Source organism: Pantoea jilinensis (assembly GCF_019104105.1).
Lineage (GTDB): Bacteria > Pseudomonadota > Gammaproteobacteria > Enterobacterales > Enterobacteriaceae > Pantoea > Pantoea eucalypti.
The window spans coordinates 1,132,462-1,156,528 of the sequence record NZ_CP077746.1; the positions used below are offsets into that span (position 1 = coordinate 1,132,462).

Annotated in this window: 24 protein-coding genes; 14 read left to right on the forward strand and 10 right to left on the reverse strand. The window is 55.0% G+C overall.

What is annotated here, in order from left to right; all coding sequences use genetic code 11:
• Nucleotides 1-251: 251 nt before the first annotated feature.
• From tkt to amiA, 4 genes are all read right to left on the reverse strand, one after another.
• Nucleotides 252-2,252: a transketolase gene (tkt, locus tag KTJ90_RS05350; RefSeq protein ID WP_008926536.1), complete on the reverse strand. Its 2,001-nt coding sequence runs from the start codon at nt 2,250-2,252 to the stop codon at nt 252-254.
• A gap of 57 nt (nt 2,253-2,309) precedes the next feature.
• Nucleotides 2,310-3,260 (reverse strand): transaldolase, encoded by a 951-nt coding sequence (tal, locus tag KTJ90_RS05355; RefSeq protein WP_003848827.1) that lies wholly within the window; start codon nt 3,258-3,260, stop codon nt 2,310-2,312.
• A gap of 346 nt (nt 3,261-3,606) precedes the next feature.
• The gene (gene hemF, locus KTJ90_RS05360) at nt 3,607-4,521 is read right to left on the reverse strand and encodes an oxygen-dependent coproporphyrinogen oxidase (RefSeq protein WP_312545759.1); all 915 of its coding nucleotides are present in this window, start codon (nt 4,519-4,521) and stop codon (nt 3,607-3,609) included.
• Nucleotides 4,522-4,621: 100 nt separating this feature from the next.
• Nucleotides 4,622-5,467, reverse strand: a complete 846-nt coding sequence (gene amiA / locus KTJ90_RS05365) for an N-acetylmuramoyl-L-alanine amidase AmiA (RefSeq protein WP_105098930.1) — start codon at nt 5,465-5,467, stop codon at nt 4,622-4,624.
• Nucleotides 5,468-5,674: 207 nt separating this feature from the next.
• Here amiA and KTJ90_RS05370 point away from each other — a divergent pair, with 207 nt between their 5' ends.
• The 10 genes from KTJ90_RS05370 to KTJ90_RS05415 all read left to right on the forward strand — a co-directional run bounded on the left by KTJ90_RS05370 (nt 5,675) and on the right by KTJ90_RS05415 (nt 14,450).
• Nucleotides 5,675-6,100: a GNAT family acetyltransferase gene (locus tag KTJ90_RS05370; RefSeq protein WP_003848834.1), complete on the forward strand. Its 426-nt coding sequence runs from the start codon at nt 5,675-5,677 to the stop codon at nt 6,098-6,100.
• Nucleotides 6,090-6,557, forward strand: coding sequence for a DUF2919 family protein (locus KTJ90_RS05375; protein WP_003848836.1), 468 nt, complete (start codon nt 6,090-6,092; stop codon nt 6,555-6,557). Before KTJ90_RS05370 ends, KTJ90_RS05375 begins: the two co-directional genes overlap by 11 nt.
• A 65-nt stretch (nt 6,558-6,622) precedes the next feature.
• Nucleotides 6,623-7,240 (forward strand): RpoE-regulated lipoprotein, encoded by a 618-nt coding sequence (locus KTJ90_RS05380; RefSeq protein ID WP_039659582.1) that lies wholly within the window; start codon nt 6,623-6,625, stop codon nt 7,238-7,240.
• Nucleotides 7,241-7,508: 268 nt separating this feature from the next.
• Entirely contained in the window at nt 7,509-8,510 is a 1,002-nt protein-coding gene (locus KTJ90_RS05385) for a sulfate ABC transporter substrate-binding protein (RefSeq protein WP_499026459.1), read from the forward strand.
• Nucleotides 8,510-9,343 (forward strand): sulfate/thiosulfate ABC transporter permease CysT, encoded by an 834-nt coding sequence (cysT, locus tag KTJ90_RS05390; protein WP_003848842.1) that lies wholly within the window; start codon nt 8,510-8,512, stop codon nt 9,341-9,343. The genes KTJ90_RS05385 and cysT overlap by 1 nt, the downstream gene beginning before the upstream one ends.
• Nucleotides 9,343-10,218, forward strand: coding sequence for a sulfate/thiosulfate ABC transporter permease CysW (gene cysW / locus KTJ90_RS05395; protein ID WP_008926532.1), 876 nt, complete (start codon nt 9,343-9,345; stop codon nt 10,216-10,218). The genes cysT and cysW overlap by 1 nt, the downstream gene beginning before the upstream one ends.
• On the forward strand, nt 10,208-11,296 hold the full coding sequence (gene cysA, locus KTJ90_RS05400) for a sulfate/thiosulfate ABC transporter ATP-binding protein CysA (protein WP_003848847.1): 1,089 nt from the start codon (nt 10,208-10,210) through the stop codon (nt 11,294-11,296). The genes cysW and cysA overlap by 11 nt, the downstream gene beginning before the upstream one ends.
• Nucleotides 11,297-11,377: 81 nt before the next feature.
• Nucleotides 11,378-12,262 (forward strand): cysteine synthase CysM, encoded by an 885-nt coding sequence (cysM, locus tag KTJ90_RS05405; RefSeq protein WP_003848848.1) that lies wholly within the window; start codon nt 11,378-11,380, stop codon nt 12,260-12,262.
• A gap of 170 nt (nt 12,263-12,432) precedes the next feature.
• Nucleotides 12,433-13,113, forward strand: a complete 681-nt coding sequence (locus KTJ90_RS05410) for a response regulator transcription factor (RefSeq protein ID WP_003848852.1) — start codon at nt 12,433-12,435, stop codon at nt 13,111-13,113.
• Nucleotides 13,110-14,450, forward strand: a complete 1,341-nt coding sequence (locus tag KTJ90_RS05415) for an ATP-binding protein (RefSeq protein WP_003848854.1) — start codon at nt 13,110-13,112, stop codon at nt 14,448-14,450. Before KTJ90_RS05410 ends, KTJ90_RS05415 begins: the two co-directional genes overlap by 4 nt.
• A 61-nt stretch (nt 14,451-14,511) precedes the next feature.
• Here KTJ90_RS05415 and crr read toward each other — a convergent pair whose 3' ends face one another.
• From crr to ptsH, 3 genes are all read right to left on the reverse strand, one after another.
• Complete coding sequence (crr, locus tag KTJ90_RS05420; protein WP_008926530.1) at nt 14,512-15,012, reverse strand: PTS glucose transporter subunit IIA; 501 nt, start codon at nt 15,010-15,012, stop codon at nt 14,512-14,514.
• Between the two features lie 42 nt (nt 15,013-15,054).
• Nucleotides 15,055-16,782, reverse strand: coding sequence for a phosphoenolpyruvate-protein phosphotransferase PtsI (gene ptsI / locus KTJ90_RS05425; protein ID WP_003848857.1), 1,728 nt, complete (start codon nt 16,780-16,782; stop codon nt 15,055-15,057).
• Nucleotides 16,783-16,943: 161 nt separating this feature from the next.
• Nucleotides 16,944-17,201, reverse strand: coding sequence for an HPr family phosphocarrier protein (gene ptsH, locus KTJ90_RS05430; protein ID WP_499025990.1), 258 nt, complete (start codon nt 17,199-17,201; stop codon nt 16,944-16,946).
• A gap of 95 nt (nt 17,202-17,296) precedes the next feature.
• On the opposite strand from ptsH, the gene KTJ90_RS05435 reads away from it, so the two are divergent.
• The gene (locus KTJ90_RS05435; RefSeq protein WP_153574537.1) at nt 17,297-17,611 is read left to right on the forward strand and encodes a hypothetical protein; all 315 of its coding nucleotides are present in this window, start codon (nt 17,297-17,299) and stop codon (nt 17,609-17,611) included.
• Here KTJ90_RS05435 and cysK read toward each other — a convergent pair.
• Both cysK and cysZ read right to left on the reverse strand, forming a co-directional pair.
• Nucleotides 17,589-18,557, reverse strand: a complete 969-nt coding sequence (gene cysK / locus KTJ90_RS05440) for a cysteine synthase A (protein ID WP_003848872.1) — start codon at nt 18,555-18,557, stop codon at nt 17,589-17,591. The genes KTJ90_RS05435 and cysK overlap by 23 nt on opposite strands.
• A 141-nt stretch (nt 18,558-18,698) precedes the next feature.
• Entirely contained in the window at nt 18,699-19,466 is a 768-nt protein-coding gene (gene cysZ, locus KTJ90_RS05445; RefSeq protein ID WP_039659590.1) for a sulfate transporter CysZ, read from the reverse strand.
• Between the two features lie 218 nt (nt 19,467-19,684).
• On the opposite strand from cysZ, the gene zipA reads away from it, so the two are divergent.
• The 3 genes from zipA to KTJ90_RS05460 all read left to right on the forward strand — a co-directional run bounded on the left by zipA (nt 19,685) and on the right by KTJ90_RS05460 (nt 23,003).
• The gene (gene zipA / locus KTJ90_RS05450; protein ID WP_008926527.1) at nt 19,685-20,689 is read left to right on the forward strand and encodes a cell division protein ZipA; all 1,005 of its coding nucleotides are present in this window, start codon (nt 19,685-19,687) and stop codon (nt 20,687-20,689) included.
• Nucleotides 20,690-20,764: 75 nt separating this feature from the next.
• Complete coding sequence (gene ligA / locus KTJ90_RS05455; RefSeq protein ID WP_003848876.1) at nt 20,765-22,783, forward strand: NAD-dependent DNA ligase LigA; 2,019 nt, start codon at nt 20,765-20,767, stop codon at nt 22,781-22,783.
• 1 nt (nt 22,784) lies between these two features.
• Nucleotides 22,785-23,003 (forward strand): DUF3820 family protein, encoded by a 219-nt coding sequence (locus KTJ90_RS05460; RefSeq protein ID WP_003848878.1) that lies wholly within the window; start codon nt 22,785-22,787, stop codon nt 23,001-23,003.
• 27 nt (nt 23,004-23,030) lie between these two features.
• On the opposite strand, the gene KTJ90_RS05465 is transcribed toward KTJ90_RS05460, so the two are convergent.
• Nucleotides 23,031-24,047, reverse strand: coding sequence for a bile acid:sodium symporter family protein (locus KTJ90_RS05465; protein WP_003848880.1), 1,017 nt, complete (start codon nt 24,045-24,047; stop codon nt 23,031-23,033).
• Between the last annotated feature and the right edge of the window lie 20 nt (nt 24,048-24,067).

The following is a 24,067-nucleotide window of genomic DNA, read 5'->3' on the forward strand; positions in this document are numbered from 1 at the left end:
GAAGTGGCTTCGCTATAGATATCGGAGAAAATCTGCCTTCACTCATCAGGATGCAGCAGGTCAGACCCGTTTTTATCCCGGCAGGAACAACAGCAGGAAAAGAGGGCCAGCCAGCGTACAGGCAGCATTGAATAGGACGGCTCTATAGTAATCAGTTTGCGCGGGGCGTGAAGAGGGGAATAGAGGTTTTTTTCTGTTTCAGTTTTTAAGATGAAATGGCCCTTCCCGGTGAGCCGGGAAGGGCGCAGGCATTAAACAGGCTTGAGTAATGCTTCAGCATGGCTGACGATATTCTCAACCGTGAAGCCAAACTCTGCGAACAGCTGGCTGGCAGGGGCGGACTCACCAAAGGTGGTCATCCCGACAATTGCACCATCCAGACCGACATACTTGAACCAGTAGTCAGCAATACCTGCTTCGACTGCCACACGCGCTTTCACGCCGCTCGGCAGAACAGATTCGCGGTAAGCGGCATCCTGCGCATCAAACAGGTCAGTTGAAGGCAGTGAAACCACCCGCACCTTGTGACCGCCCGTGGTGAGTTTTTCTGCTGCACCCAGCGTGATTTCAATCTCAGAACCGGTGGCGATCAGAATCACGTCTGGCGTGCCGTCGCAATCCTTCAGCACGTAGCCGCCGCGTTTGATATTTTCGATCTGCTCCGGGGTACGTTCCGGCTGCAGCAGGTTCTGACGGGAGAGGATCAGCGCGGTTGGACCGTGATGGCGCTCAATAGCCGCTTTCCACGCCACCGCCGTTTCCACCTGGTCACAAGGACGCCATACGCTCATGTTTGGCGTCAGACGCAGGCTGGCGATCTGCTCAACCGGCTGGTGCGTCGGGCCATCTTCGCCCAGACCGATGGAGTCATGAGTGTAGACCAGAATCTGACGCGCCTTCATTAACGCCGCCATACGCGCGGCGTTTCGCGCATATTCAACAAACATCAGGAAGGTGGCAGTGTAAGGAACGAAACCGCCGTGGTGCGCGATCCCGTTACCAATCGCCGTCATGCCAAATTCACGCACGCCGTAGTGAATGTAGTTACCGGCCGGATCCTCTTTGATCGATTTGGAGCCTGACCAGATAGTGAGGTTACTCGGTGCCAAATCGGCCGAGCCGCCAAGGAATTCCGGCAGCATTTTACCGTACGCTTCCAGCGAATTTTGTGACGCTTTGCGGCTGGCGATTTTCTGCGGATTAGCCTGCAGTTCCTGAATGAAACGGGCTGCTTCAGTTTCCCAGTTGGCCGGCATTTCGCCATTCATGCGGCGTTCATACTCTTTCGCCAGCTCAGGATAGGCTGCTTTGTAAGCGGCAAATTTCGCATCCCAGGCTTTTTCACGTTCAGCACCCGCCGCTTTGGCATCCCACTGCTGGTAGATTTCAGCCGGGATTTCAAACGCCGGGTAGTTCCAGCCCAGCTGCTTACGGGTCAGAGCAACTTCAGCCTCACCCAGCGCTGCGCCGTGCGACTCCTCTTTACCGGCTTTGTTCGGTGATCCGAAACCGATAATGGTGCGGCAGATAATCAGTGAAGGCTTATCGGTAACGCTCTGTGCTTCTTTAATGGCGTCACGAATAGCATCAGCGTCATGTCCGTCGATGTCGCCAATCACATGCCAGTTGTAGGACTCAAAGCGTTTGTGGGTGTCGTCGGTAAACCAGCCTTCGGTCTCACCATCGATTGAAATACCGTTATGGTCGTAGAAGCCAATCAGTTTACCCAGGCCCAGGGTGCCCGCCAGTGAACAGACTTCGTGCGAGATCCCTTCCATCAGACAGCCATCGCCCATAAACACATAGGTGTGGTGATCGACGATGTCATGGTCCGGACGGTTAAACTGCGCGGCCAGCGTGCGTTCTGCAATCGCCAGACCCACGGCATTAGCCAGTCCCTGACCCAGCGGGCCGGTGGTGGTTTCAACGCCTGGGGTATAGCCAATTTCCGGGTGACCTGGCGTTTTAGAGTGCAGCTGGCGGAAATTTTTCAACTCTTCAATTGGCAGGTCATAGCCGCTGAGGTGAAGCAGGCTATAAAGCAGCATGGAGCCGTGGCCGTTGGAGAGGATAAAGCGGTCGCGATCAAGCCAGGCGGGATTGGTCGGATTATGCTGGAGGAAGTCGCGCCACAACACTTCGGCGATATCGGCCATACCCATCGGCGCACCGGGGTGGCCTGAATTTGCCTTCTGGACGGCATCCATGCTCAGTGCACGGATCGCGTTTGCCAACTCTCTGCGTGAGGACATACAGTTCTCCCTTGTTATGCATCAGGGCGGGAATGTCCCGCCCGATTAAAATGAGGACTACAGGCGTGCGGCGAGCACATCTTCCAGTTTCTGCTGGTCAACCGCGAACTGGCGGATGCCGTCAGAGAGTTTCTCAACGGCCATCGGGTCCTGGTTATGTTCCCAGCGGAACTCCGCTTCGGAGAGCGGCGATGGCTGATGGAAGCCTTCTGTGGAGGGCTCCAGTTTGCGCTCCAGCGGCGCATCACTGTTCTGCATCTCTTCCAGCAGGTTAGGGGAGATCGTCAGGCGATCGCAGCCCGCCAGCGCGATAATCTGCTCCACTTTACGGAAGCTGGCACCCATGATGATGGTGCTGTAACGGTGCTTTTTGTAGTAATCGTAAATGCGACGCACAGACTTCACGCCGGGATCTTCATCCGCCACATAGGGTTCCATCGGCTTGCGTGAGTTGTACCAGTCGTAGATGCGGCCAACAAACGGGGAGATCAGGAACACGCCCGCTTCGGCACAGGCACGCGCCTGGGCAAAGGAGAAGAGCAGTGTCAGGTTGCACTTAATGCCGTTTTTCTCCAGCTCTTCTGCTGCACGGATACCTTCCCAGGTCGACGCCAGCTTAATCAGTACGCGAGAGCGGTCGATACCGTGCTCTTCATACATCCGAATCAGTTTTTCTGCTTTGGTGACACACATGCCACGATCGAAGGAGAGGCGCGCATCCACTTCGGTCGAAACACGGCCCGGTATGCTCTTCAGGATTTCCATACCGAGGTTGATCGCCACTTTGTCGCTGGCATTAATAATCTGGGTCTCTTTGCTGCCACCCTGTTTTTTGGCGTACTCAATCGCGTCATCCATCAGGTGTTTATACCCTTCGAGACCGGACGCTTTCAGAATGAGTGAGGGGTTGGTGGTAGCGTCTTCCGGATGGTAATTACGAATCGATTCGATATCACCACTGTCCGCCACCACGGTGGTGAACTGTTTTAGGGCTTCTAACTGATTCATCTCTAAACTCCTTGAAAAGAAAAATGAAAGCGAACAGGGAGCACCTCAGGCCTCGCAGCCGGTCTGTGGCATGTTCTGCTACCGGTAACGCGAACCCATAACATTGCAACAGAGACTTTCTGATGGAAATGCGGTTTCTCTGATTGTTGCGCTGCGAGGCGGTGCGAAGGAGCCGTCATGCGGTTTTTACCGTGGGATGCGCCATATTCCATCTGTAAGCATAGCAGTCACGCGGAATGACGCAGGCTGCACTGTAGCAATCCGTGCCCTGTAAAAAAGAATAAACCGATCAGGAGAGAGGTAAGCGCAGCGCGGGGGCAGGCTCGCGCTGCAGCGGCAGAAGAAATCAGACGGGCAGGTTCAGCCAGTTTTTCACCGGCAGGAAATCGCGATAGAGAGCCGCTTCAGGAGAGCCGGCCTCGGGCTGGTAATCATATTCCCAGCGCACCAGCGGTGGCATCGACATCAGGATCGATTCTGTGCGGCCACCGGTCTGCAGGCCAAACAGCGTGCCACGGTCCCACACCAGATTAAACTCCACATAGCGACCACGGCGGTAGAGCTGGAACTGGCGCTCACGATCGCCCCAAGGATGATCTTTACGGCGCGCCACAATGGGCCGATAAGCATCGATAAAGCCGCGGCCTACCGACTGCATAAAGCTGAAGCTCTGCTCAAAGTCGGGCGTATTGAGATCGTCAAAAAAGAGACCGCCAATGCCGCGCTGCTCATCACGATGCTTCAGATAAAAATAGTCGTCGCACCATTTTTTGTAGCGAGGATAAACATCTTCACCAAAAGGCTGACAAATGTTTGCTGCAGTCTGATGCCAGTGCAGCGCATCTTCTTCGAAGCCATAAAAGGGGGTCAGGTCAAAGCCGCCGCCAAACCACCAGACTGGATCGGCACCCGGTTTCTCGGCGATAAAGAAGCGCACGTTGGCGTGACTGGTGGGCACATAGGGATTCTTCGGGTGGATCACCAGAGAGACCCCCATCGCTTCAAAGCTACGACCCGCCAGCTCTGGCCGGTGCGCGGTCGCTGATGCTGGCATCTGATCGCCATGCACATGCGAAAAGTTGACGCCTGCCTGCTCAAACACCGCGCCATTGCGCAGGACGCGGCTCTGACCGCCGCCGCCGCCAGGACGCTGCCAGCTATCCTCGGCAAACTGTGCGCCGCCATCTTCAGCTGCCAGCTGGTTACAAATCTCATCCTGCAGTGCGAGCAGGAATGCTTTTACGCGTGAAATATCAGCCATCTTTTCGCTTATCGTTTGTCAAAGTCTGACGCGATTATACGCAAAACCGCGCCGCTTGCATGAGTACGGCGAGTGCCCGGACCTAAACCGGCTATCTGCATCAGGCGTTGCGGCGGTCAAACTCATCAAAGTAATTGACGATGCCGCTGGCAATTGCAGAGGCAATTTTCTGGCGAAACGCCGTCGTGCCGAGTAATTGCTCTTCGTGCGGATTGGTAATAAAGGAAGTCTCAACCAGCACCGAGGGGATCGACGGTGACTTGAGTACCGCAAAGGCCGCCTGCTCGGTGTGCTGGCTATGAAGATGATGCACCGGTCGGATCTGGTCCAGCACGTGCTTGCCCAGTGTCAGGCTGTTCTTAATGGTGTCAGTCTGCACCAGGTCGAACAGGATCTGCTGCAGATAGTGATCCTGCTGCTGCGCTTTCACGCCGCCCAGTTTGTCTGCATCGTTCTCGCGCTGTGACAGGTAACGCGCCATGGAGCTGCTGGCCCCACGATTAGAGAGCGCAAATACGGAGGCGCCACTGGCGTCGGGGCTGGTAAAGCCGTCGGCATGAATCGACATAAAGAGATCGGCGCCGTGCTGATGCGCGATCTCGACGCGCTGATAGAGCGGGATAAAATGGTCGCTGTCGCGGGTCAGGCGCACTTCAATGCGCGGATGGCTCTGGAGCTGGCGCTGCACGTTGCCAGCGATCTCCAGCACGATGTGTTTCTCTTCTGAACCCTCTTCGCCAACAGCACCGGAGTCGATGCCACCGTGGCCAGGATCGATCATGACGATGCGTTTGCCGTTTTTCGCTGGTGGAGCCGGGCGCGTATGAGGATTTGCTCCGGTCAGGGTTTTTTCTTTAGCCTGAACCGCACGCGGCGTTAAAATGGCTAGCGCCAGCCCGGAAAGCAGTAACTGACGACGATGAATCAAACGTTTAAGCAGGTGCATGTGGGGGTCCGGTAACAGGAATCTTGCCGGTGTTATAGCCTAAGCCTCTGCTGCCTGCGATCACAGAACCATTTCAGGGCATTACTTTGTATTGCAGGTCGCGAACAGGAAATTTGCGCTTTTTTATTTGTCCCTCGCCATGGAGGGTTGCGTGCAGCAGAGAATGCGTGATAATCAGCAAATTGTGCTTATTTGCAGGTAAAGAAGATGGAAATCCGCGCCTTCCGCCAGGAAGATTTTGAAGAAGTGATCACCTTATGGGAACGTTGCGATTTGTTACGGCCATGGAACGATCCGGAGCTGGATATCGAACGCAAAATGAATCACGACCCCGATCTCTTTCTGGTCGCTGAAGTGGGCGGTGTCGTCGTTGGCACGCTGATGGGCGGTTACGATGGTCACCGTGGCGCGGCGTATTACCTGGCGGTGCATCCTGACTATCAGGGACGCGGCTTCGCGAATGCGCTGATGAACCGTCTGGAGAAAAAGCTGATCGCGCGAGGCTGTCCGAAACTGCATCTGATGATCCGTGAAGAGAACGATCAGGTGGTGGCGTTTTATGAGAAGCTCGATTATGAGCCGGTTGATGCGCTGCTGTTTGGTAAGCGTCTGATTGAAGATCGTGAATACTAATCCGTTACCTGGCTATCAGCCGGACGAATACGACGCGAAAGGGCAGCTACGGCTGCCGTTTCTTTTTTGGCTAATCCTGTTGCTTCAGGCCCGAACCTGGCTGCTGCTGGCGATGGCTGGCGCGTCACGGCAACAGGGCAACGATCTGCTGGCGCTGTTCTATCCGGATCGTCAGGCGTTCTGGATTGGACTGGCACTGGGTTTACCCGCGCTGGCGGGCCTGCTGCTGACTGGCTATCGCACGCGCCTGCCGCGACTCTGGCAGCACTGGCGCAGCGTACTGGCGCTGTCGCTGTTGGTGAATCTCCTCTGGCAGGGCTGGCAGTTTGTGCAGGGTGATCTGCTCAGCTCACCGCTGCCCTTGTTGCTGACGCTGTTCGACCTGCTGGCGCTGATCTGGCTGCAGTTTAATCGCCGCTGCCGCGACTGCTTTCTGCCCGAGCACCATCTCAACTAAACTTTTTGTCGCTTTGCGACTCCAATCATTTCCGCCTTTCCGGCATCGTATTTACAGGAGTTCTCATGAAAGCTGTTCGTTCCACGCTACTGATCGCCGCCGTTGCACTGAGCGGCTGTGCCAGTTCGGGTTCCGGCGCTGACAGCAGCCAGCAGGCAAGCTGGTGGAATCCGCTGACGTATCACTGGTCTTCTGCGCTGCCATGGAACTGGTTTGGTTCCACGCTGACCGCGACTGAACAGGGCGTGGGTGGGTTAACCGCCTCGACCGCCATGAAAGAGGACGCGATCAGTGCCGGACTGAACGGTGACTATTCGCTGCGACAGGGCATGCGCAGCGAGAATGGTCAGGTGATTTCATTCTGGCAGGCGCTGAATGATGGCAAAGTTAAGCTGGTAATTTATGGAGAGTCGCAGGTCGATCGTATCGAGGTCATGGATAGCGCGATCGCCAGCAGCGACGGCAGCAAAGTGGGTGATGCCTTCAGTAATAAGTTCAGCAAAGCCTTCGACAACTGCACCTTAGCCAGCGGCCCCGACGCGCGTGACGTGGCGTGCCGTGCGCCAGGCAGTCAGCATCTGACTTATGTCTATCATGGCGACTGGCACGGGCCGGAAGGATTGATGCCTTCTGACGATACCCTGAAAAACTGGAAAATCAGCAAGATTGTCTGGCAGCGTTAAGCCTGCCTTATCAGCGCGCCGCCCCCCTGGCGGCCGCTGAACAGCTCAGAACCCCTGCCAGCCCACGCTGCACGCGGTTCCCTCTCCCCATCGGCTTTTGCTGATTTGTGCATAAACTCTGCCGCCGTCTTATGCTTTTTTCGACTTTGAAATCATTAAACGATATATAAAACCGTTACTGGTTTTCACTGAGTTATAAATAAACTGATGCATCAGCGGGTGAGATCCGCATCAAACTTTTTCAGGGTGCCAAATGACATTACAAGCGATGAAAAAAATCGTGAGCGGTATCGCGTTGTCGCTGAGCCTTGCTGGCGCAGCCAACGCCACTGAACTTCTTAATAGCTCTTACGATGTGTCGCGGGAGCTGTTTGTTGCCCTGAATGCTCCGTTTGTTAAACAGTGGGATGCCACACATCCAGGCGATCCGCTCACTATCAAGATGTCACATGCCGGTTCATCAAAACAGGCGCTGGCTATCCTGCAGGGACTGCGCGCGGATGTGGTGACCTACAATCAGGTGACGGATGTGCAGGTGCTGCACGATAAAGGCAACCTGATTGCCGCAGACTGGAAAAGCCGTCTGCCGAACAACAGCTCACCTTTCTACTCCACCATGGCGTTTCTGGTGCGCAAAGGAAATCCAAAGCAGATTCACGACTGGTCAGATCTGACCCGCAGCGATGTGAAGCTGATTTTCCCGAATCCGAAAACGTCCGGTAATGGCCGCTACACCTATCTGGCCGCCTGGGGCGCAGCGGACAAAGCCGATGGCGGCGATCAGGCCAAAACGCAGGCCTTTATGACGCAGTTCCTTAAAAACGTGGAAGTGTTTGATACCGGTGGTCGTGGCGCGACGACGACTTTTGCTGAGCGCGGTCTGGGCGACGTCCTGATTAGCTTTGAGTCGGAAGTGAATAACATCCGTAACCAGTACGGCAAAGATGAATATGAAGTCGTGGTGCCGAAAACCAATATTCTGGCGGAGTTTCCGGTGGCGTGGGTGGATAAGAACGTCGCCACCAACAAAACCGCAGATGCGGCCAGCGCATACCTGAACTATCTCTACACCCCAGAAGCGCAGAATATTATTACGCACTACTACTATCGCGTGAATAATCCACAGCTGATGGCAGCGCAGAAAGATCGCTTTCCGCAGACCAGCCTGTTCCGGGTGGAAGATGCCTTTGGCGGCTGGGACAAGGTAATGAAAACGCACTTTGTCAGCGGCGGTGAGCTCGATAAATTGTTAGCGGCGGGGCGCGGATAATGTTTGCAGCCAGCCATAAACGCGTATTGCCCGGCTTTGGTCTCAGCCTTGGCACCAGCCTGCTCTTTACCTGCCTGATTCTGCTGCTGCCGATCAGCGCGGTGATCATGCAGCTGTCGCAGATGACGCTGCAGCAGTACTGGGATGTGGTGACTAATCCGCAGCTGATTGCCGCCTATAAAGTGACGCTGCTCTCTGCCGGTGTTGCGTCACTATTTAATGCCGTGTTCGGCATGCTAATGGCGTGGATTCTGACCCGTTATCGCTTCCCGGGCCGTGCGTTGCTGGACGGTCTGATGGATCTGCCCTTTGCACTGCCTACCGCCGTAGCAGGTCTCACCCTGGCCGGACTCTTTTCGGTCAACGGCTGGTACGGACAGTGGTTCGCCCATTTCGACATCAAAATTTCCTACACATGGATTGGTATCGCCATTGCCATGGCCTTTACCAGCATTCCGTTTGTGGTACGAACCGTACAGCCGGTGCTTGAAGAGTTAGGCCCGGAATATGAAGAGGCCGCCGAAACCCTGGGTGCTACGCCGTGGCAGAGCTTCCGCCGCGTGGTGCTGCCAGAGGTGGCCCCTGCGCTGCTGGCCGGTACGGCACTCTCCTTTACGCGCAGCCTGGGTGAGTTTGGTGCGGTGATTTTCATTGCCGGTAACATCGCCTGGAAAACCGAAGTGACCTCCCTGATGATTTTTGTCCGGCTGCAGGAGTTCGACTATCCGGCGGCCAGCGCCATCGCCTCGGTGATCCTGACGGCTTCGCTGATTCTGTTATTCGCGATTAACACATTACAGAGCCGCTTTGGCCGTCGTCTGGGAGGTCACTAATGGCTGAGGTTTCACAACTTAATCACGCGGCGCGTCAGCCGGTGAACTGGGGTAAGTGGCTGCTGATTGGTACTGGCGTACTGATTTCTGTTCTGCTGCTGGTGGTGCCGATGGCCTCCATCTTCTGGGAGGCGCTGAATCAGGGCCTGATCGTGGCGCTCAGCAATCTGGCCGACCCGGACATGCTGCACGCTATCTGGCTGACTGTCATGGTGGCACTGATTACCGTTCCGGTTAACCTGGTATTCGGCACGCTGCTTGCCTGGCTGGTCACGCGCTTTACCTTTCCGGGACGTCAGCTGCTGCTGACCCTGTTCGATATTCCTTTTGCCGTGTCGCCGGTTGTCGCCGGTCTGATGTACCTGCTGTTCTGGGGCGTGAATGGTCCGGCAGGCGGCTGGCTGGATGCGCATAACATCCAGATTATGTTTGCCTGGCCGGGTATGGTGCTGGCGACGGTGTTTGTGACCTGTCCGTTTGTGGTCCGCGAACTGGTTCCGGTGATGCTGAGTCAGGGCAGTCATGAAGATGAAGCGGCGGTGTTGTTAGGCGCCTCTGGCTGGCAGATGTTCCGTCGTGTGACGCTGCCGAACATACGCTGGGCGCTGCTGTACGGCATCGTGCTGACCAACGCCCGTGCGATTGGTGAATTTGGTGCGGTCTCGGTGGTCTCGGGATCGATTCGCGGTGAGACCTATACGTTACCGCTTCAGGTTGAATTATTGCATCAGGACTACAACACCGTTGGCGCGTTCACCGCAGCCGCACTGTTAACCCTGATGGCAATTGTGACGCTGTTTCTGAAAAGCATTGTGCAGTGGCGTTTAGAGCAACAGCACAAACGCCTGCAACAGGAGGGAAATCATGAGCATTGAGATTAACAAGATCAACAAGTCCTTTGGTCGCACCTCGGTGCTGAACGATATCTCTCTGGATATTGCCTCGGGTGAAATGGTGGCGCTGCTTGGCCCATCAGGCTCGGGTAAAACCACGCTGCTGCGTATTATCGCCGGGCTGGAGCATCAGAACAGCGGTCAGATCCGTTTTCATGGCAACGATGTCAGCCGCCTGCATGCGCGCGACCGTCAGGTCGGTTTTGTGTTTCAGCACTATGCGCTGTTCCGTCATATGACAGTGTTCGACAACATCGCCTTTGGCCTGACTGTCCTGCCGCGTCGTGAACGTCCTTCAACGGCGGAGATCAAACAACGTGTCACCCGTTTGCTGGAGATGGTGCAGCTGGCCCATCTGGCGAATCGCTTCCCGGCACAGCTGTCGGGCGGCCAGAAACAGCGTGTGGCCCTGGCGCGTGCATTAGCGGTTGAACCACAGATTCTGCTGCTGGATGAACCCTTTGGCGCGCTGGATGCTCAGGTACGTAAAGAACTGCGCCGCTGGCTGCGTCAGCTGCATGAAGAGATTAAATTCACCAGTGTGTTTGTGACCCATGACCAGGAAGAGGCGATGGAAGTCGCCGATCGCGTGGTGGTGATGAGCCAGGGCAACATCGAACAGGTCGGCACGCCAGATGATGTGTGGCGCGATCCGGCAACCCGCTTTGTGCTGGAGTTCCTGGGTGAAGTGAATCGCTTTGATGGCGAAATTCAGGGATCGCAGTTCCACGTGGGCGCGCATCACTGGCCGCTGGGCTATACCTCGGCACATCAGGGCGCCGTGGAGCTGTTCCTGCGTCCGTGGGAAATCGACGTGTCGCGCCGCAGCAGCCTGGAAACCCCGTTGCCGGTGCAGGTGCTGGAAGTGAGCCCGCGTGGCCACTTCTGGCAGCTGGTGGTGCAGCCTGCTGGCTGGCAGAGCGAGCCGTTCTCGCTGGTGTTTGAAGGTGATCAGACGGCCCCGATTCGTGGCGAGCGTCTCTTCGTAGGCCTGCAGCAGGCGCGCCTCTATAAAGGTGACACACCGTTGCGCCCGGTTGCCTTTGCACAAAGCGCCTGATATTTTCTCATCAACAACGGGCGGGAGTGTGACTCCCGCCTTTTTTTCGCCTCTCGTTTGTAACAGGCCAGGAAGCAGACCGTGACGACTCTTGAAAATACCATCGGCAATACCCCGCTGATTAAGTTGCAGCGCCTGACGCCTGCCAACGGCAGTGAGGTCTGGCTCAAACTGGAAGGTAATAATCCGGCGGGTTCGGTAAAAGATCGCGCAGCCTGGTCGATGATCAATCAGGCAGAGCTGCGCGGTGACATTTCACCCGGCGATCAGCTGATTGAAGCTACCAGCGGCAATACCGGTATTGCACTGGCGATGATCGCAGCGATGAAAGGCTATCGTCTTCGCCTGCTGATGCCAGACAACATGAGTCAGGAGCGGCAGGATGCGATGCGTGCCTACGGCGCGGAGCTGATTCTGGTGCCGCGAGAGCAGGGCATGGAAGGCGCACGCGATCTGGCGCAGGCAATGGCCGCGCGTGGTGAAGGGCGGGTGCTGGATCAGTTCAATAATCCTGATAACCCGCTGGGCCATTATCAGACGACCGGGCCAGAGTTGTGGCAGCAGTCGAATCAGCGCATGACCCATTTTGTCTCCAGCATGGGCACGACCGGCACCATCACCGGCGTAGGGCGTTACCTGAAAGAGAACAACACGGGCGTGAAGGTGATCGGTTTACAGCCGAGTGAAGGCAGCAGCATTCCGGGCATTCGCCGCTGGCCACTGGCCTATCTGCCGGGCATCTACCGTCCCGATCTGGTGGATGATGTGATGGATATGGCGCAGAAAGAAGCGGAAGAAACGATGCGGGCGCTGGCACGCCGTGAAGGTATTTTTTGTGGCGTCAGTTCAGGCGGCGCGGTTGCGGGGGCGCTGCGCATTGCGCAGGCTAATCCGGGCAGCGTGGTGGTGGCGATCGCCTGCGATCGCGGCGATCGCTATCTCTCTACCGGACTCTATCATCAGTAATCTTTGCTGATGCGGGAACCCAGCCTGTGCGCAGCGTTTGCTGCCCACAGGCTTTTTTTTTAACAGTATTTCACGCGCCAGATAGACTGAATCTGTAAGGATCGCGTAAATCAGGCTGCACGAACGCCCGGTACAGGACAAAATAGCGCCAATTCTGTCGAGAGATAAACATGAAAATTTTGCTTGTTGATGATGACGTTGAATTAGGCACGATGCTAAGCCAGTACCTGATCGCCGAGGGGTTCGATGCGCAGCTGGTTCTGACCGGCAGCGCCGGCATTCAGGGCGCGCTATCAGGTGAGTTCACCGCCATGATTCTGGACATTATGCTGCCCGACATGAGCGGTATTGATGTACTGCGGCAGGTACGCCAGAACAGCCGGATTCCGGTGATTATGCTGACCGCCAAAGGCGATAACATTGATCGGGTGATCGGTCTGGAGATGGGTGCAGATGACTATATGCCAAAGCCCTGCTATCCCCGGGAACTGGTGGCCCGCCTGCGCGCCGTATTGCGTCGTTTCGAAGAGCAGGTTCCGCAACCTGATGCCAGAGAGCCGCTGCGCTGGGGCGAGCTGACGCTGAATCCGGCTACCCGCATGAGTGAATGGCAGGGGCGAGCCTTCGATCTGACGGCATCGGAATTTAACCTGCTGGATTTACTGCTGCGCGCCCCGGATCGGGTGGTGTCGAAAGATGAGCTCTCTGAGAAGGGGCTGGGTCGTCCGCGTGAAGCCTATGACCGCAGTGTCGATGTGCATATCAGCAATATCCGTCAGAAGCTCAGTGCATTAACTGCTGACAGCATCAACATTGAAACCGTTCGCAGCATCGGTTACCGCATTCGATGAAACAGAGTTACCGTGGACGCATGTTCTGGAAGATTTTTATCGGCTTCTGGATTGTTTTTGTCATCATGAGTCAGCTTATCTGGCTGGGTTTTACGCTCTCCGGTAAACGTCACGAACCGCCTGAAATTGTGGCTATCCGGCGCATTGTCGATCTGCAGATGACTTCTGCTGCATCGGTGCTGGCGCGCAGCGGGCCCGACGCGCTGAATGCGATGCTGTCGGACTGGGATAACAGCGATCGACAGTTTTTCCATGTGACGCAGCAGGCAAAATCGCCACAATCACAAAACAGCGGCAATCTGGATTATGTGGGGCGTCTTCCTGAAGAGGTGGTGCGCTGGGTTCAGGGTGCTGATGGCAAAGAGTATCAGCTGCGTTACGACCTGGATGGCATGCGCAAAGACAGCATGCATAATCTGATGCCACGCAAATTTCTGAATATTCCTGAGCCGATTTTCATCTTTGCCGGTTCGGTGGGATTGCTGTTCAGCCTGTTGCTGGCCTGGAATCTGACGCGGCCTATGCGTCAGCTGTGTGAGGGATTTTCCCGCGTCGCCGAGGGTGATTTACGTGTGCGGCTATTCCCGATCATGCGAAAGCGCCACGACGAGATCTCAAACGTTGCAGAAGCCTTTGATGCCATGGTCGAGCGGCTGGACACCCTGGTGCGCGCCCGTGAAGAGCTACTGCACGATATCTCGCATGAGCTTCGTTCACCGCTGGCACGACTTCAGCTGGCTACCGGACTGGCCAGACAGACGCCAGAGAGCGTAAACAGTTCGCTTGATCGCATTGATGAAGAGGCGCGTCGGCTGGACAAGATGATTGGCGAACTGCTGACGCTGTCGCGGGCCGAGCATGAAAGCATTCCGGATGAGCAATATTTTGACCTGACTGGTTTACTGGAGGCAGTCCTTACTGATGTCCGTTATGAAGCGCAGATTCCCGGTGTGCAGGTTGAGCTGCATGTCGATGCCGAGGCTGATTACACCGTGCGAGGCAATGCCGAGCTGATACGGCGCGGCGTAGAGAACGTGTTACGTAACGCGCTGCGTTTCTCTCTGCCAGGACAGCGGATTGAGGTGCATTTGCGCGCAGAAGCGCAGTGGCTGGCGATTCAGGTGTGCGATCAGGGGCCGGGTGTCGACGAGGATAAACTCTCCAGCATCTTTGACCCGTTTGTGCGGGTAAATTCGCCGCTGATGGGTAAAGGGTATGGTCTGGGTCTGGCTATCGTGCGCAAGGTCGTACTGGCGCATCATGGTGAGGTTGATGCCCGGAACCGGCCAGAAGGTGGACTTGAACTGACGCTGCGTCTGCCACACTGGCAGCCCTGAACAGGTGTATTGCAGAAACGATAACGGCACCCGCAGGTGCCGTTATGATATCAACGCATACTTACTTTCTGATGCGAATCACCGGCGTTTCGCCGACGGTGACCTGGCCAGACAGCTTAATCAATTCCTTGATTTCATCCATGTTGGAGATAACAACCGGTGTCAGGGTTGATTTCGCTTTCTCTTCCAGCAACGGCAGATCGAACTCGATAACCACATCGCCTTTTTTGACCTTCTGGCCTTCTTCAGCGATGCGTTTGAAGCCTTCACCTTTCAGTTCTACCGTATCGATACCGAAGTGGACAAACAGCTCAATGCCGTTGTCTGATTCGATCGAAAAAGCGTGATTGGTTTCAAAAATCTTACCGATAGTGCCATCAACAGGCGCAACCATTTTGTTGCCGCTGGGTTTGATAGCAATACCGTCGCCCACGATTTTCTCTGCAAACACCACATCTGGTACGTCTTCAATATTCACGATTTCGCCTGACAGAGGCGCTACGATGTCAATTGTCCCAGCGCTATCCGTTTTTTCGCCAAAAAGTTTAGAAAACAAACCCATGATCTTCTCCTAAGCAGTAATTTGGGGCCAGCATCATGCAGATTAGCAGAGCGTTTTTTCCTTAATAAACTTGTTTACCAGGTTCATCAGGTCTTCCGCTGTCGGTTGAGCCAGTGCCTGCTCTGCCAATGCCTTCGCATCTTCAAAATTAGTATTACGAATGATTTTCTTGATGCCAGGGATAGAAATGGCACTCATGCTGAACTCGTCCAGCCCCATTCCCAGTAACAGTAGTGTAGCACGTTCATCACCTGCCAGCTCACCACACATGCCGGTCCATTTACCTTCAGCGTGAGATGCATCAATGACTTGCTTGATTAAGTTAAGCACAGACGGCGTCATTGGGTTGTACAGGTGCGAGATCAAATCATTACCACGATCGACCGCCAGAGTATACTGCGTCAGATCGTTTGTCCCAATACTGAAGAAGTCGACTTCTTTCGCCAGATGATGCGCAATCACGGCTGAAGCCGGGGTTTCCACCATGATGCCGACTTCGATGCTTTCATCAAAGGCTTTACCTTCTTCGCGCAACTGCGCTTTCAGCAGTTCCAGTTCCGCTTTCAGACTGCGAACTTCTTCAACCGAAATGATCATCGGGAACATGATGCGCAGTTTACCGAAGGAGGAGGCGCGCAGGATAGCACGCAGCTGCGCATGCAGAATCTCTTTGCGATCCATAGCGATGCGGATAGCACGCCAGCCGAGGAACGGGTTCTCCTCTTTCGGCAGGTTCATGTAAGGCAGATCTTTGTCACCGCCGATGTCCATGGTACGAACGATAACGGCTTGTGAACCCATCGCTTCAGCAACGGCTTTGTACGCCTGGAACTGCTCTTCTTCGCTTGGCAGAGAGTCACGGTCCATGAACAGGAATTCGGTACGATAAAGACCAACGCCTTCAGCGCCATTGCGCTCAGCACCGGCGATATCGCGCACGGTACCGATGTTGGCGCAGACTTCAACCTGGTGACCATCCAGCGTGACGGCTGGCAGATCTTTCAGCTTGGCTAATTCGTGTTTTTCCGACAGATACTGATTCTGTACGGCTTTCAGCTCTTCCTGAATCGCCTCAGAAGGATTGACGTGAATCGCATTGTTAACGCCATCCAGGATCAGGAAATCGCCGTTTTTAACCGTGACGGTCACATTGCCGGTGCCGACAATGGCTGGGATCTCCAGCGAGCGCGCCATGATTGAAGTGTGTGAGGTACGGCCACCCAGATCGGTGATAAAGCCCAGCACCTTTTTCAGGTTCAGCTGTGCGGTTTCTGACGGCGTTAAATCTTTTGCCACCAGAATGGATTCGTCCGGAATAGCGCTCAGGTCAACAATGTGCAGACCGAGGATGTTTTGCAGCAGACGTTTACCGATGTCACGTACGTCAGCCGCACGCTCTTTCAGGTATTCGTCATCTAACTCTTCCAGAGCTTTCGCCTGGCCATCAATAACAGAGTAGGCAGCAGCATCGGCAGAAGCGTGATCTTTTTTAATCAGATCGATGATTTCCTGCTCCAGCTCTTCATCTTCCAGCAACATGATGTGGCCTTCGAAGATGGCTGCTTTCTCTTCACCGAGGGTTTCACCCGCTTTGACGCGAATCGCTTCCAGTTGTAATGCCGCTTTGCTACGGCCATCAAGGAAGCGTTGTACTTCCTGCTCAACCTGATCATCAGAAATTTTCTTGCGGTTGATGACGATCTCGTCTTCTTTCAGCAGCAGTGCTTTGCCGAAAGCGATACCTGGTGATGCTAAAATGCCTGAAATCATAACGCTACCTTTTAATCACGATGGCTGATGGGACTCTATGCGGTGCCATTGTCGCGGGACACGTACTCTACGAAAGCAATAACGCGGACAGGTTGTCCGCGATCAAGATGTTTGCACTCAATGGCGCAGAGGAGTCGATTGGCTGGAGAGCTGAGCGGAGATTACTCCAGTTCAGCCATCAGTTTGACCAGATGCTCAACTGCTATCTGCTCATCTTCGCCTTCTGCAGAAAGCGTCACAACCGTTCCCTGGGTTAAACCCAATGTCTGCAGCTTGAACAGGCTTTTCGCGCTTGCTGATTTACCGTTAGAGGTCACGGTAATTTCTGACTGGAAAGCTTTGGCTTCTTTTACGAATTGCGCAGCTGGGCGAGTATGCAGACCGTTTGGTGCAGTAATGGTAACTTCTTGCTGGAACATTCTATTTCCCCAACGTTATCAGGATGAGTGTTATGGATCTAAAGTCTAGCCTGGAGCCTTCACTTTAGCCTGTGTAGGTGCGCGGGTATAGCATCATGCTGACCAAAGACGCGCAGGCGTCAAATCTACATTCCGTTGCTTCTCAAAACCGATTCTACACGTCACCGGTTAATTATGCCGTGATTCGCCGTTTCACTGAATCCGTAAATCGATTCAGCTTGATCCACTTCAAAGGCGGATTAATTTCAGGCATCGAAATAATTGGCAGTCTGAATACCAGATCGGCGTCACTGAAATCAATCTGCCGGGTTATGAAAGTGAGATCTGCACCACAAAAAAGCACCCAGGCGGGTGCTTTTTTCTCCATTTTCAGACTATCTGCCGCTGCTACTGCAGCTCTTTTTCTGTGAAGAGATCGGCAAACAAAGCCGTACTCAGATAGCGTTCGCCGGAGGAGGGGAGAATGACCACAATATTTTTATTCGCGAAGGTTTCGTCTTCCTGCAGCTTCAGCGCGGCGGCGACGGCAGCACCGGATGAGATACCGGCCAGAATACCTTCCTCTTCCATAAGCTTACGCGCTGTGCTGATCGCTTCATCATTGGTGATCGCCACTACGCGGTCCACCAGATTCAGCTCAAGGTTGCCCGGAATAAAGCCTGCGCCGATACCCTGAATTTTGTGTGGACCAGGCTTGATCTCTTCACCCGCCAGCGCCTGAGCAATTACCGGTGAATCCGTTGGCTCAACGGCGACGGTTATCAGGTCTTTCTTGCCTTTGGTGTTTTTGATATAGCGGCTCACCCCGGTCAGCGTACCGCCGGTGCCGACACCTGCGATAAAGACATCCACTTCGCCATCCGTGTCTTCCCAGATTTCCGGGCCGGTGGTCTTCTCATGGATTTCCGGGTTAGCCGGATTGCTGAACTGCTGCAGCAGGACATATCGGTCCGGATCGCTGGCGACAATCTCTTCCGCTTTGCTGATGGCGCCTTTCATGCCTTTAGCACCTTCGGTCAGCACCAGCTTAGCCCCCAGCGCTTTCAGCAATTTACGACGTTCCACTGACATGGTTTCTGGCATCGTCAGGGTTAATTTGTAGCCGCGCGCTGCGGCAACATAGGCCAGCGCAATACCGGTGTTACCGCTGGTCGGTTCAACCAGTTCAACACCGGGCTTCAGAATACCGCGTTTTTCTGCGTCCCAAATCATATTGGCACCGATACGGCATTTTACGCTGAAGCTCGGGTTACGGGATTCAACTTTCGCAAGGATGCGGCCGTTACCGATGCGGTTCAGTCGAACCAATGGCGTATGACCAATTGTCAAAGAGTTGTCTTCATAGATCTTACTCATAGCCTGTCCTTAACTGTATGAATTATTGGGAACGCTATGAGCATACCTGTTCTGCCTGGGGGCGGAAGGAAAGAAATCGTATATCTATATTTCGCCCGGCAATAAGCCCTGCTAAAAAGAGCATAAGGCGTGCGGGTGTGACTAGCGCACCTCACTGCGGGCCAGTTGCGGCCGGTAACGGTCAACCCACATGGCGGTGGCACCACAAACGGCAACCGGCATAATCACCAGATTAAGAATCGGAATCATGGTGAACAGGCTGGTTAGCGCGCCAAACTGCATGTTGGCCGTTTTGTGCCGGCGCAGGGCGTTTCGCATTTGCTGAAAAGGCACTTTGTGGTTGTCGAACGGGTAGTCGCAATACTGAATGGATAACATCCAGGCACTGAACAGGAACCACAGCACGGGCGCCACCGTCTGACCAAATCCCGGAATAAAGTAGAGCAGCAACAGTCCCAGCGCGCGGGGCAGGTAATAGCCCAGTTTTTGCATCTCGCGCTTCATAATGCGCGGCACATCTTTAATCATTCCCGCCCAGCCACTGTCGGGCAGAGGCTTACCGGTCAGGCGGCCTTCGAGCTGTTCGGCCAGCAGGCCGCAGAATGGAGCAGCAATCAGGTTTGCCAGCGTTGAGAAGAAATAGCTGAACACCAGTACAATCGCAATCACCGACAATGGCCACAACAGATAACTCAGCCACTGCAGCCAGTCGGGAATATGGGCCATCAGGCGTGGAATCCAGTCGCCGAGGCGATAGAACAGCCAGACGAATGCGCCGCCCAGCATAATGATGTTGATCAGCAGTGGCATCACCACAAAGCGGCGAATGCCAGGCAGACGGACCAGTTTCCAGCCCTGGCTAAAGTAGTGCATGCCGTTAAAATTTGAGACGGAATTCTCAAGGGCCATAAAGCCAATTCTCCTGAAGGTGTTAAGGCGCGCTCACTATAACCTGGCTTTTTCTCCAGGCCAGGTGCCGTTTGGGTAAAAAAACAGCGAAAAAGCGTGGGTTGCCTATCTTATTTGTCAGAAAATACTGCACAGACTTGCACTTGTGTAGCAGGGCAAATACAGTTAGAGGATAAAGTTTGCCGCGGTGGCAAGGTATTGGAACAACAGAGAATACAATGATGCAGGATTTGCGTCTGATATTAATCGTTGTTGGCGCGATCGCCATTATAGCGCTCCTTCTTCACGGGCTGTGGACCAGCCGTAAAGAGCGTTCGTCAGTGTTCCGCGATCGCCCGCACAAACGTCTAAAACAACGTGATGACCATGATGAGCAGGACCTGATTGACGACGAAGATGACGGCGTCGGCGAGGTTCGTGTTCGTTCTGAGCGCAACGTCCATCAGGAACCGCGTTTCGATGAGATCCGCGAACCACAGCCAGAAGCGCCGCGTAAGCAAGCGCCCGCTGAGCCTGTGCGTCAGCCTGCGCCACGACCCGCACCGCAACCCGAACCTGACAGCGATCCGCTATTCACTACGGCACCTAAGCCTGCTCCACAGCCGCGCCCTGAACCGGTGCGTCAGCAGCCAGCGCAGACTTTCGTCGCGCCGCCTGTTCAGGCCGACCCGTTGCTGGATCTGGATCCGCTGGAGTCTGTGCAGCCTGCGCCGCAGTACCAGGCTGAACCTGAGCCACAACCGCAGCCTGAGGTGTCAGCGCCTCCTGCGCCTGAACAACCCGCGGCTAAAGCGCCAGCAGAAAAACCGAAAGAAGCCGTACTGGTGCTGCATGTTGCTGCCCATTCGGGCGGCGAACTGAACGGTGAAGCGTTGCTGCAGGGTATTCTGCAGGCGGGCTTCCAGTTTGGTGAAATGAATATTTTCCATCGTCATCTTAGTCCGGCAGGCAGTGGTCCGGTGCTGTTCAGTCTGGCTAACATGGTTAAGCCAGGTTCGTTCAATCCTGACATGATGACCGATTTCAGCACGCCTGGTATCTCCATCTTTATGATGGTGCCCTCTTATGGCGATGCGAATCAGAACTTCAAGCTGATGCTGCAGTCTGCACAGCGTATCGCTGATGATGTTGGTGGCGTGGTGCTGGACGATGAGCGTCGCATGATGACGCCACAGAAGCTGGAAACTTACAAAGCGCGTATCCGCGATGTGGTTGGCGTCTGACACCTGCGCTAAACGCTATCTGAATTGTTAAAACAAACCCCCGCCTGTCGGGGGTTTTTTATCTGATGGGGCTTTATGAAATCCGTCCAGGATCACATCACCGAACTGCGCACCACGCTGCGCCATCACGAATATCTCTACCACGTCATGGATGCGCCGGAAGTGCCGGATGCTGAATACGATCGCCTGATGCGTGAACTGCGTCAGCTGGAAGAGGAACATCCCGATCTCATTACACCGGATTCGCCCACCCAGCGTGTGGGTGCTGCGCCGCTGACGGTATTTGAGCAGGTTCGCCATGAAGTGCCGATGCTGTCGCTGGACAACGCGTTTGATGAAGCCACATTTATGGCTTTCAACAAGCGGGTACAGGATCGGCTGAAAAACAGTGAGGACATTACTTACTGCTGTGAACTCAAGCTCGATGGCGCTGCGGTCAGCCTGATGTATGAAAATGGCCTGCTGGTTCAGGCCGCGACGCGCGGTGACGGCACGACCGGTGAGAACATTACCGCCAACGTCCGGACCATTCGCGCTATCCCGCTGCGGCTGAAGGGCGACAACATCCCGGCCCGGCTGGAAGTGCGCGGCGAGGTGTTTATGACGCAGCGCGGCTTCGAGAAGCTTAATGAAGAAGCGCGTCGGACAGACGGCAAAGTTTTTGCTAACCCGCGTAATGCAGCAGCAGGTTCCCTGCGTCAGCTTGATCCACGCATTACCGCCAAACGTCCGCTGACGTTTTTCTGCTACGGTTTTGGCCTGCTGGAAGGCGGTGAGATGCCACACAGCCACATGGCGCGCCTGCAACAGTTTAAAGCCTGGGGCCTGCCGGTCAGCGACCGCATTAAGCGGGTGCATAATGCGGAGGAAGCCCTGGCGTTCTATCGGGAAATTGAGCAACAACGTCCGAACCTGGGTTTTGATATCGATGGTGTCGTAATCAAAGTCGATTCACAGGCGCTGCAGGAGCAGTTGGGCTTTGTGGCGCGAGCGCCGCGCTGGGCGATTGCTTTTAAGTTCCCGGCACAGGAACAGCTGACCTGGGTGCGCGACGTCGAATTTCAGGTTGGCCGCACAGGCGCTATCACGCCAGTAGCTCGCCTGGAGCCGGTGCAGGTCGCAGGCGTTATCGTCAGCAATGCCACACTGCATAATGCAGACGAAATCGAACGGCTGGGTTTACGCATCGGTGATCGAGTTGTGATTCGCCGCGCCGGCGATGTGATTCCGCAGGTCGTCAACGTGGTTATCGCGGAGCGACCTGAAGAGACGCGAGAGGTGGTATTTCCTGCCCATTGTCCGGTCTGCGGTTCTGAGGTTGAACGGGTTGAAGGCGAATCAGTCACGCGCTGCACCGGCGGCTTGATCTGCGGCGCACAGCGCAAAGAGGCACTGAAGCATTTTGTCTCACGTCGGGCGCTGGATGTGGATGGCATGGGCGATAAGATTATCGACCAGCTGGTGGAGAAAGAGTACGTGAGTACGCCAGCCGATCTGTTCCGTCTCACGGCGGGCAAGCTGACCGGACTGGATCGCATGGGGCCGAAATCAGCGCAAAACGTTGTAGATGCGCTGGAGAAAGCGAAGTCGACCACGCTGGCACGCTTCCTCTATGCGCTGGGCATTCGTGAAGTGGGTGAAGCTACCGCCGCTAATCTGGCTAACCATTTTGGTGAGCTGCAGAAGGTGATGGATGCCGATCTTGAGGCGCTCATTGCGGTACCGGATGTGGGCAAAGTTGTTGCCACACACGTTCGCAACTTCATGGAAGAGGAGAGCAACCGTGAAGTTATCCGTCAGCTGACCGAAGAGATCGGCATTCACTGGCCGCAGGTGGTGGTAGTGAAAGCCGAAGAGATCGACAGTCCGTTCGCGGGGAAAACGGTGGTGCTGACCGGCTCGCTGTCGCAGATGAACCGTGATGATGCCAAAGCGCAGCTCGTCGCGCTCGGCGCAAAAGTCAGCGGCAGCGTATCGAAGAAAACCGATCTGCTGATTGCCGGAGAAGCTGCCGGTTCCAAACTGGCGAAAGCACAGGAACTGGGCATAGAGGTGATTGATGAAGCGGAAATGATTCGCCTGCTGGGGGCCTGAGATGGATGAACACCAGCTGGTGGCGATAGCCAATACGCCGATGCCGTTTGGGAAATATAAAGGGCGGATGCTGATCGATCTGCCTGAACCTTATCTGCTGTGGTTTGCCCGCAGTGGCGACTTCCCGTCGGGGCTGTTGGGGGATTTGATGCAGTTGACTCTGACAATAAAAATTGAAGGTCTGGAGGGATTAGTTAAACCGCTCCAGACCCGCAAGTAACTGTGCCCGCGCAGGCGGGCACCTGTTCTACTTCTGTGACTCCATCACCGAATCTTTAACCTTCAGCGTCTGCTGTTGCTGTTTCTCATTGGTCTTCTTGTAACGGCCGGCAATAAACGAGCAGACCATCAGCTGAACCTGATGGAAAATCATCAGCGGCAGCACGATAATCCCCACGGTGCTGGCCGGGAACAGAATATTCGCCATGGGCACCCCGTTCGCCAGACTCTTCTTCGAGCCACAAAACAGCACCACAATCTCGTCGGCACGTTTAAAGCGGAACAGGCGCGAGGCCAGCAGGTTGATAATCAGCACGGCGGTCAGCAGGATGATTGAACCTGCCACAATCCACAGCAGCGTAGTCAAGCCAACGCGATGCCAGATGCCATTCACCACGGCTTCACTGAAGGCGGAATAAACGACCAGCAAAATCGAGGTCTGGTCAGTTTTGCCAATCAGGCTGCGATGTTTCTCAACCCAGCCACCGATCCAGCGACGAGAGAGGTGGCCCAGAATGAATGGCACCATGAGTTGCAGCATAATTTTACCGATCTGCTCCAGACCGTCGCTGGGCGCGCTGCTGTGAATATCCATCACCAGGTTCACCAGCAACGGCGAAATAAATACACCCAGCAGGCTTGATGCCGAGGCGCTGCACACCGCTGCTGCAACGTTACCGCCTGCCATAGAGGTAAACGCGATAGCGGACTGAACGGTGGCTGGCAGGATACAGAGGTAGATAAAGCCGGTATAAATTTCCGGACCGACATCAACCGGATGCCACCAGACCAGCAGCAGACCCAGCGCGGGAAACAACACAAAGGTGCTGAACATAATCCACAGATGCAGCTGCCAGTGGCTGCTGCCTGCGATGATTTTTTCACGCGAAAGTTTGGCACCGTGCATAAAGAATAACAGTGCTATCGCTGCCGTCGCGAGGTAGCTGAAGACATCGACGTAGATCCCTTTCGCTGGCAGGAACGACGCCAGCAGCACGGTGATGATGAGTTTGACCATCATCGGATCGAGTTTTAAAAAGCCCATTGTTAAAATCCGGTAAATTT

Bases quoted from the DNA above. Each gene is read 5' to 3' on its own strand.
- KTJ90_RS05385 (WP_499026459.1), top strand. From the start codon at position 7,509: ATGAAAAAAATCGTGAGCGGTATCGCGTTGTCGCTGAGCCTTGCTGGC.
- hemF (WP_312545759.1), bottom strand. From the start codon at position 4,521: ATGGCTGATATTTCACGCGTAAAAGCATTCCTGCTCGCACTGCAGGAT.
- cysA (WP_003848847.1), top strand. From the start codon at position 10,208: ATGAGCATTGAGATTAACAAGATCAACAAGTCCTTTGGTCGCACCTCG.
- cysZ (WP_039659590.1), bottom strand. From the start codon at position 19,466: ATGGCCCTTGAGAATTCCGTCTCAAATTTTAACGGCATGCACTACTTT.
- KTJ90_RS05465 (WP_003848880.1), bottom strand. From the start codon at position 24,047: ATGGGCTTTTTAAAACTCGATCCGATGATGGTCAAACTCATCATCACC.
- KTJ90_RS05435 (WP_153574537.1), top strand. From the start codon at position 17,297: ATGCTGACCAAAGACGCGCAGGCGTCAAATCTACATTCCGTTGCTTCT.
- amiA (WP_105098930.1), bottom strand. From the start codon at position 5,467: ATGCACCTGCTTAAACGTTTGATTCATCGTCGTCAGTTACTGCTTTCC.
- tkt (WP_008926536.1), bottom strand. From the start codon at position 2,252: ATGTCCTCACGCAGAGAGTTGGCAAACGCGATCCGTGCACTGAGCATG.
- ptsH (WP_499025990.1), bottom strand. From the start codon at position 17,201: ATGTTCCAGCAAGAAGTTACCATTACTGCACCAAACGGTCTGCATACT.
- KTJ90_RS05410 (WP_003848852.1), top strand. From the start codon at position 12,433: ATGAAAATTTTGCTTGTTGATGATGACGTTGAATTAGGCACGATGCTA.
- KTJ90_RS05415 (WP_003848854.1), top strand. From the start codon at position 13,110: ATGAAACAGAGTTACCGTGGACGCATGTTCTGGAAGATTTTTATCGGC.
- KTJ90_RS05460 (WP_003848878.1), top strand. From the start codon at position 22,785: ATGGATGAACACCAGCTGGTGGCGATAGCCAATACGCCGATGCCGTTT.
- tal (WP_003848827.1), bottom strand. From the start codon at position 3,260: ATGAATCAGTTAGAAGCCCTAAAACAGTTCACCACCGTGGTGGCGGAC.
- crr (WP_008926530.1), bottom strand. From the start codon at position 15,012: ATGGGTTTGTTTTCTAAACTTTTTGGCGAAAAAACGGATAGCGCTGGG.
- ptsI (WP_003848857.1), bottom strand. From the start codon at position 16,782: ATGATTTCAGGCATTTTAGCATCACCAGGTATCGCTTTCGGCAAAGCA.
- zipA (WP_008926527.1), top strand. From the start codon at position 19,685: ATGATGCAGGATTTGCGTCTGATATTAATCGTTGTTGGCGCGATCGCC.
- cysK (WP_003848872.1), bottom strand. From the start codon at position 18,557: ATGAGTAAGATCTATGAAGACAACTCTTTGACAATTGGTCATACGCCA.
- cysW (WP_008926532.1), top strand. From the start codon at position 9,343: ATGGCTGAGGTTTCACAACTTAATCACGCGGCGCGTCAGCCGGTGAAC.
- KTJ90_RS05380 (WP_039659582.1), top strand. From the start codon at position 6,623: ATGAAAGCTGTTCGTTCCACGCTACTGATCGCCGCCGTTGCACTGAGC.
- KTJ90_RS05370 (WP_003848834.1), top strand. From the start codon at position 5,675: ATGGAAATCCGCGCCTTCCGCCAGGAAGATTTTGAAGAAGTGATCACC.
- cysT (WP_003848842.1), top strand. From the start codon at position 8,510: ATGTTTGCAGCCAGCCATAAACGCGTATTGCCCGGCTTTGGTCTCAGC.
- ligA (WP_003848876.1), top strand. From the start codon at position 20,765: ATGAAATCCGTCCAGGATCACATCACCGAACTGCGCACCACGCTGCGC.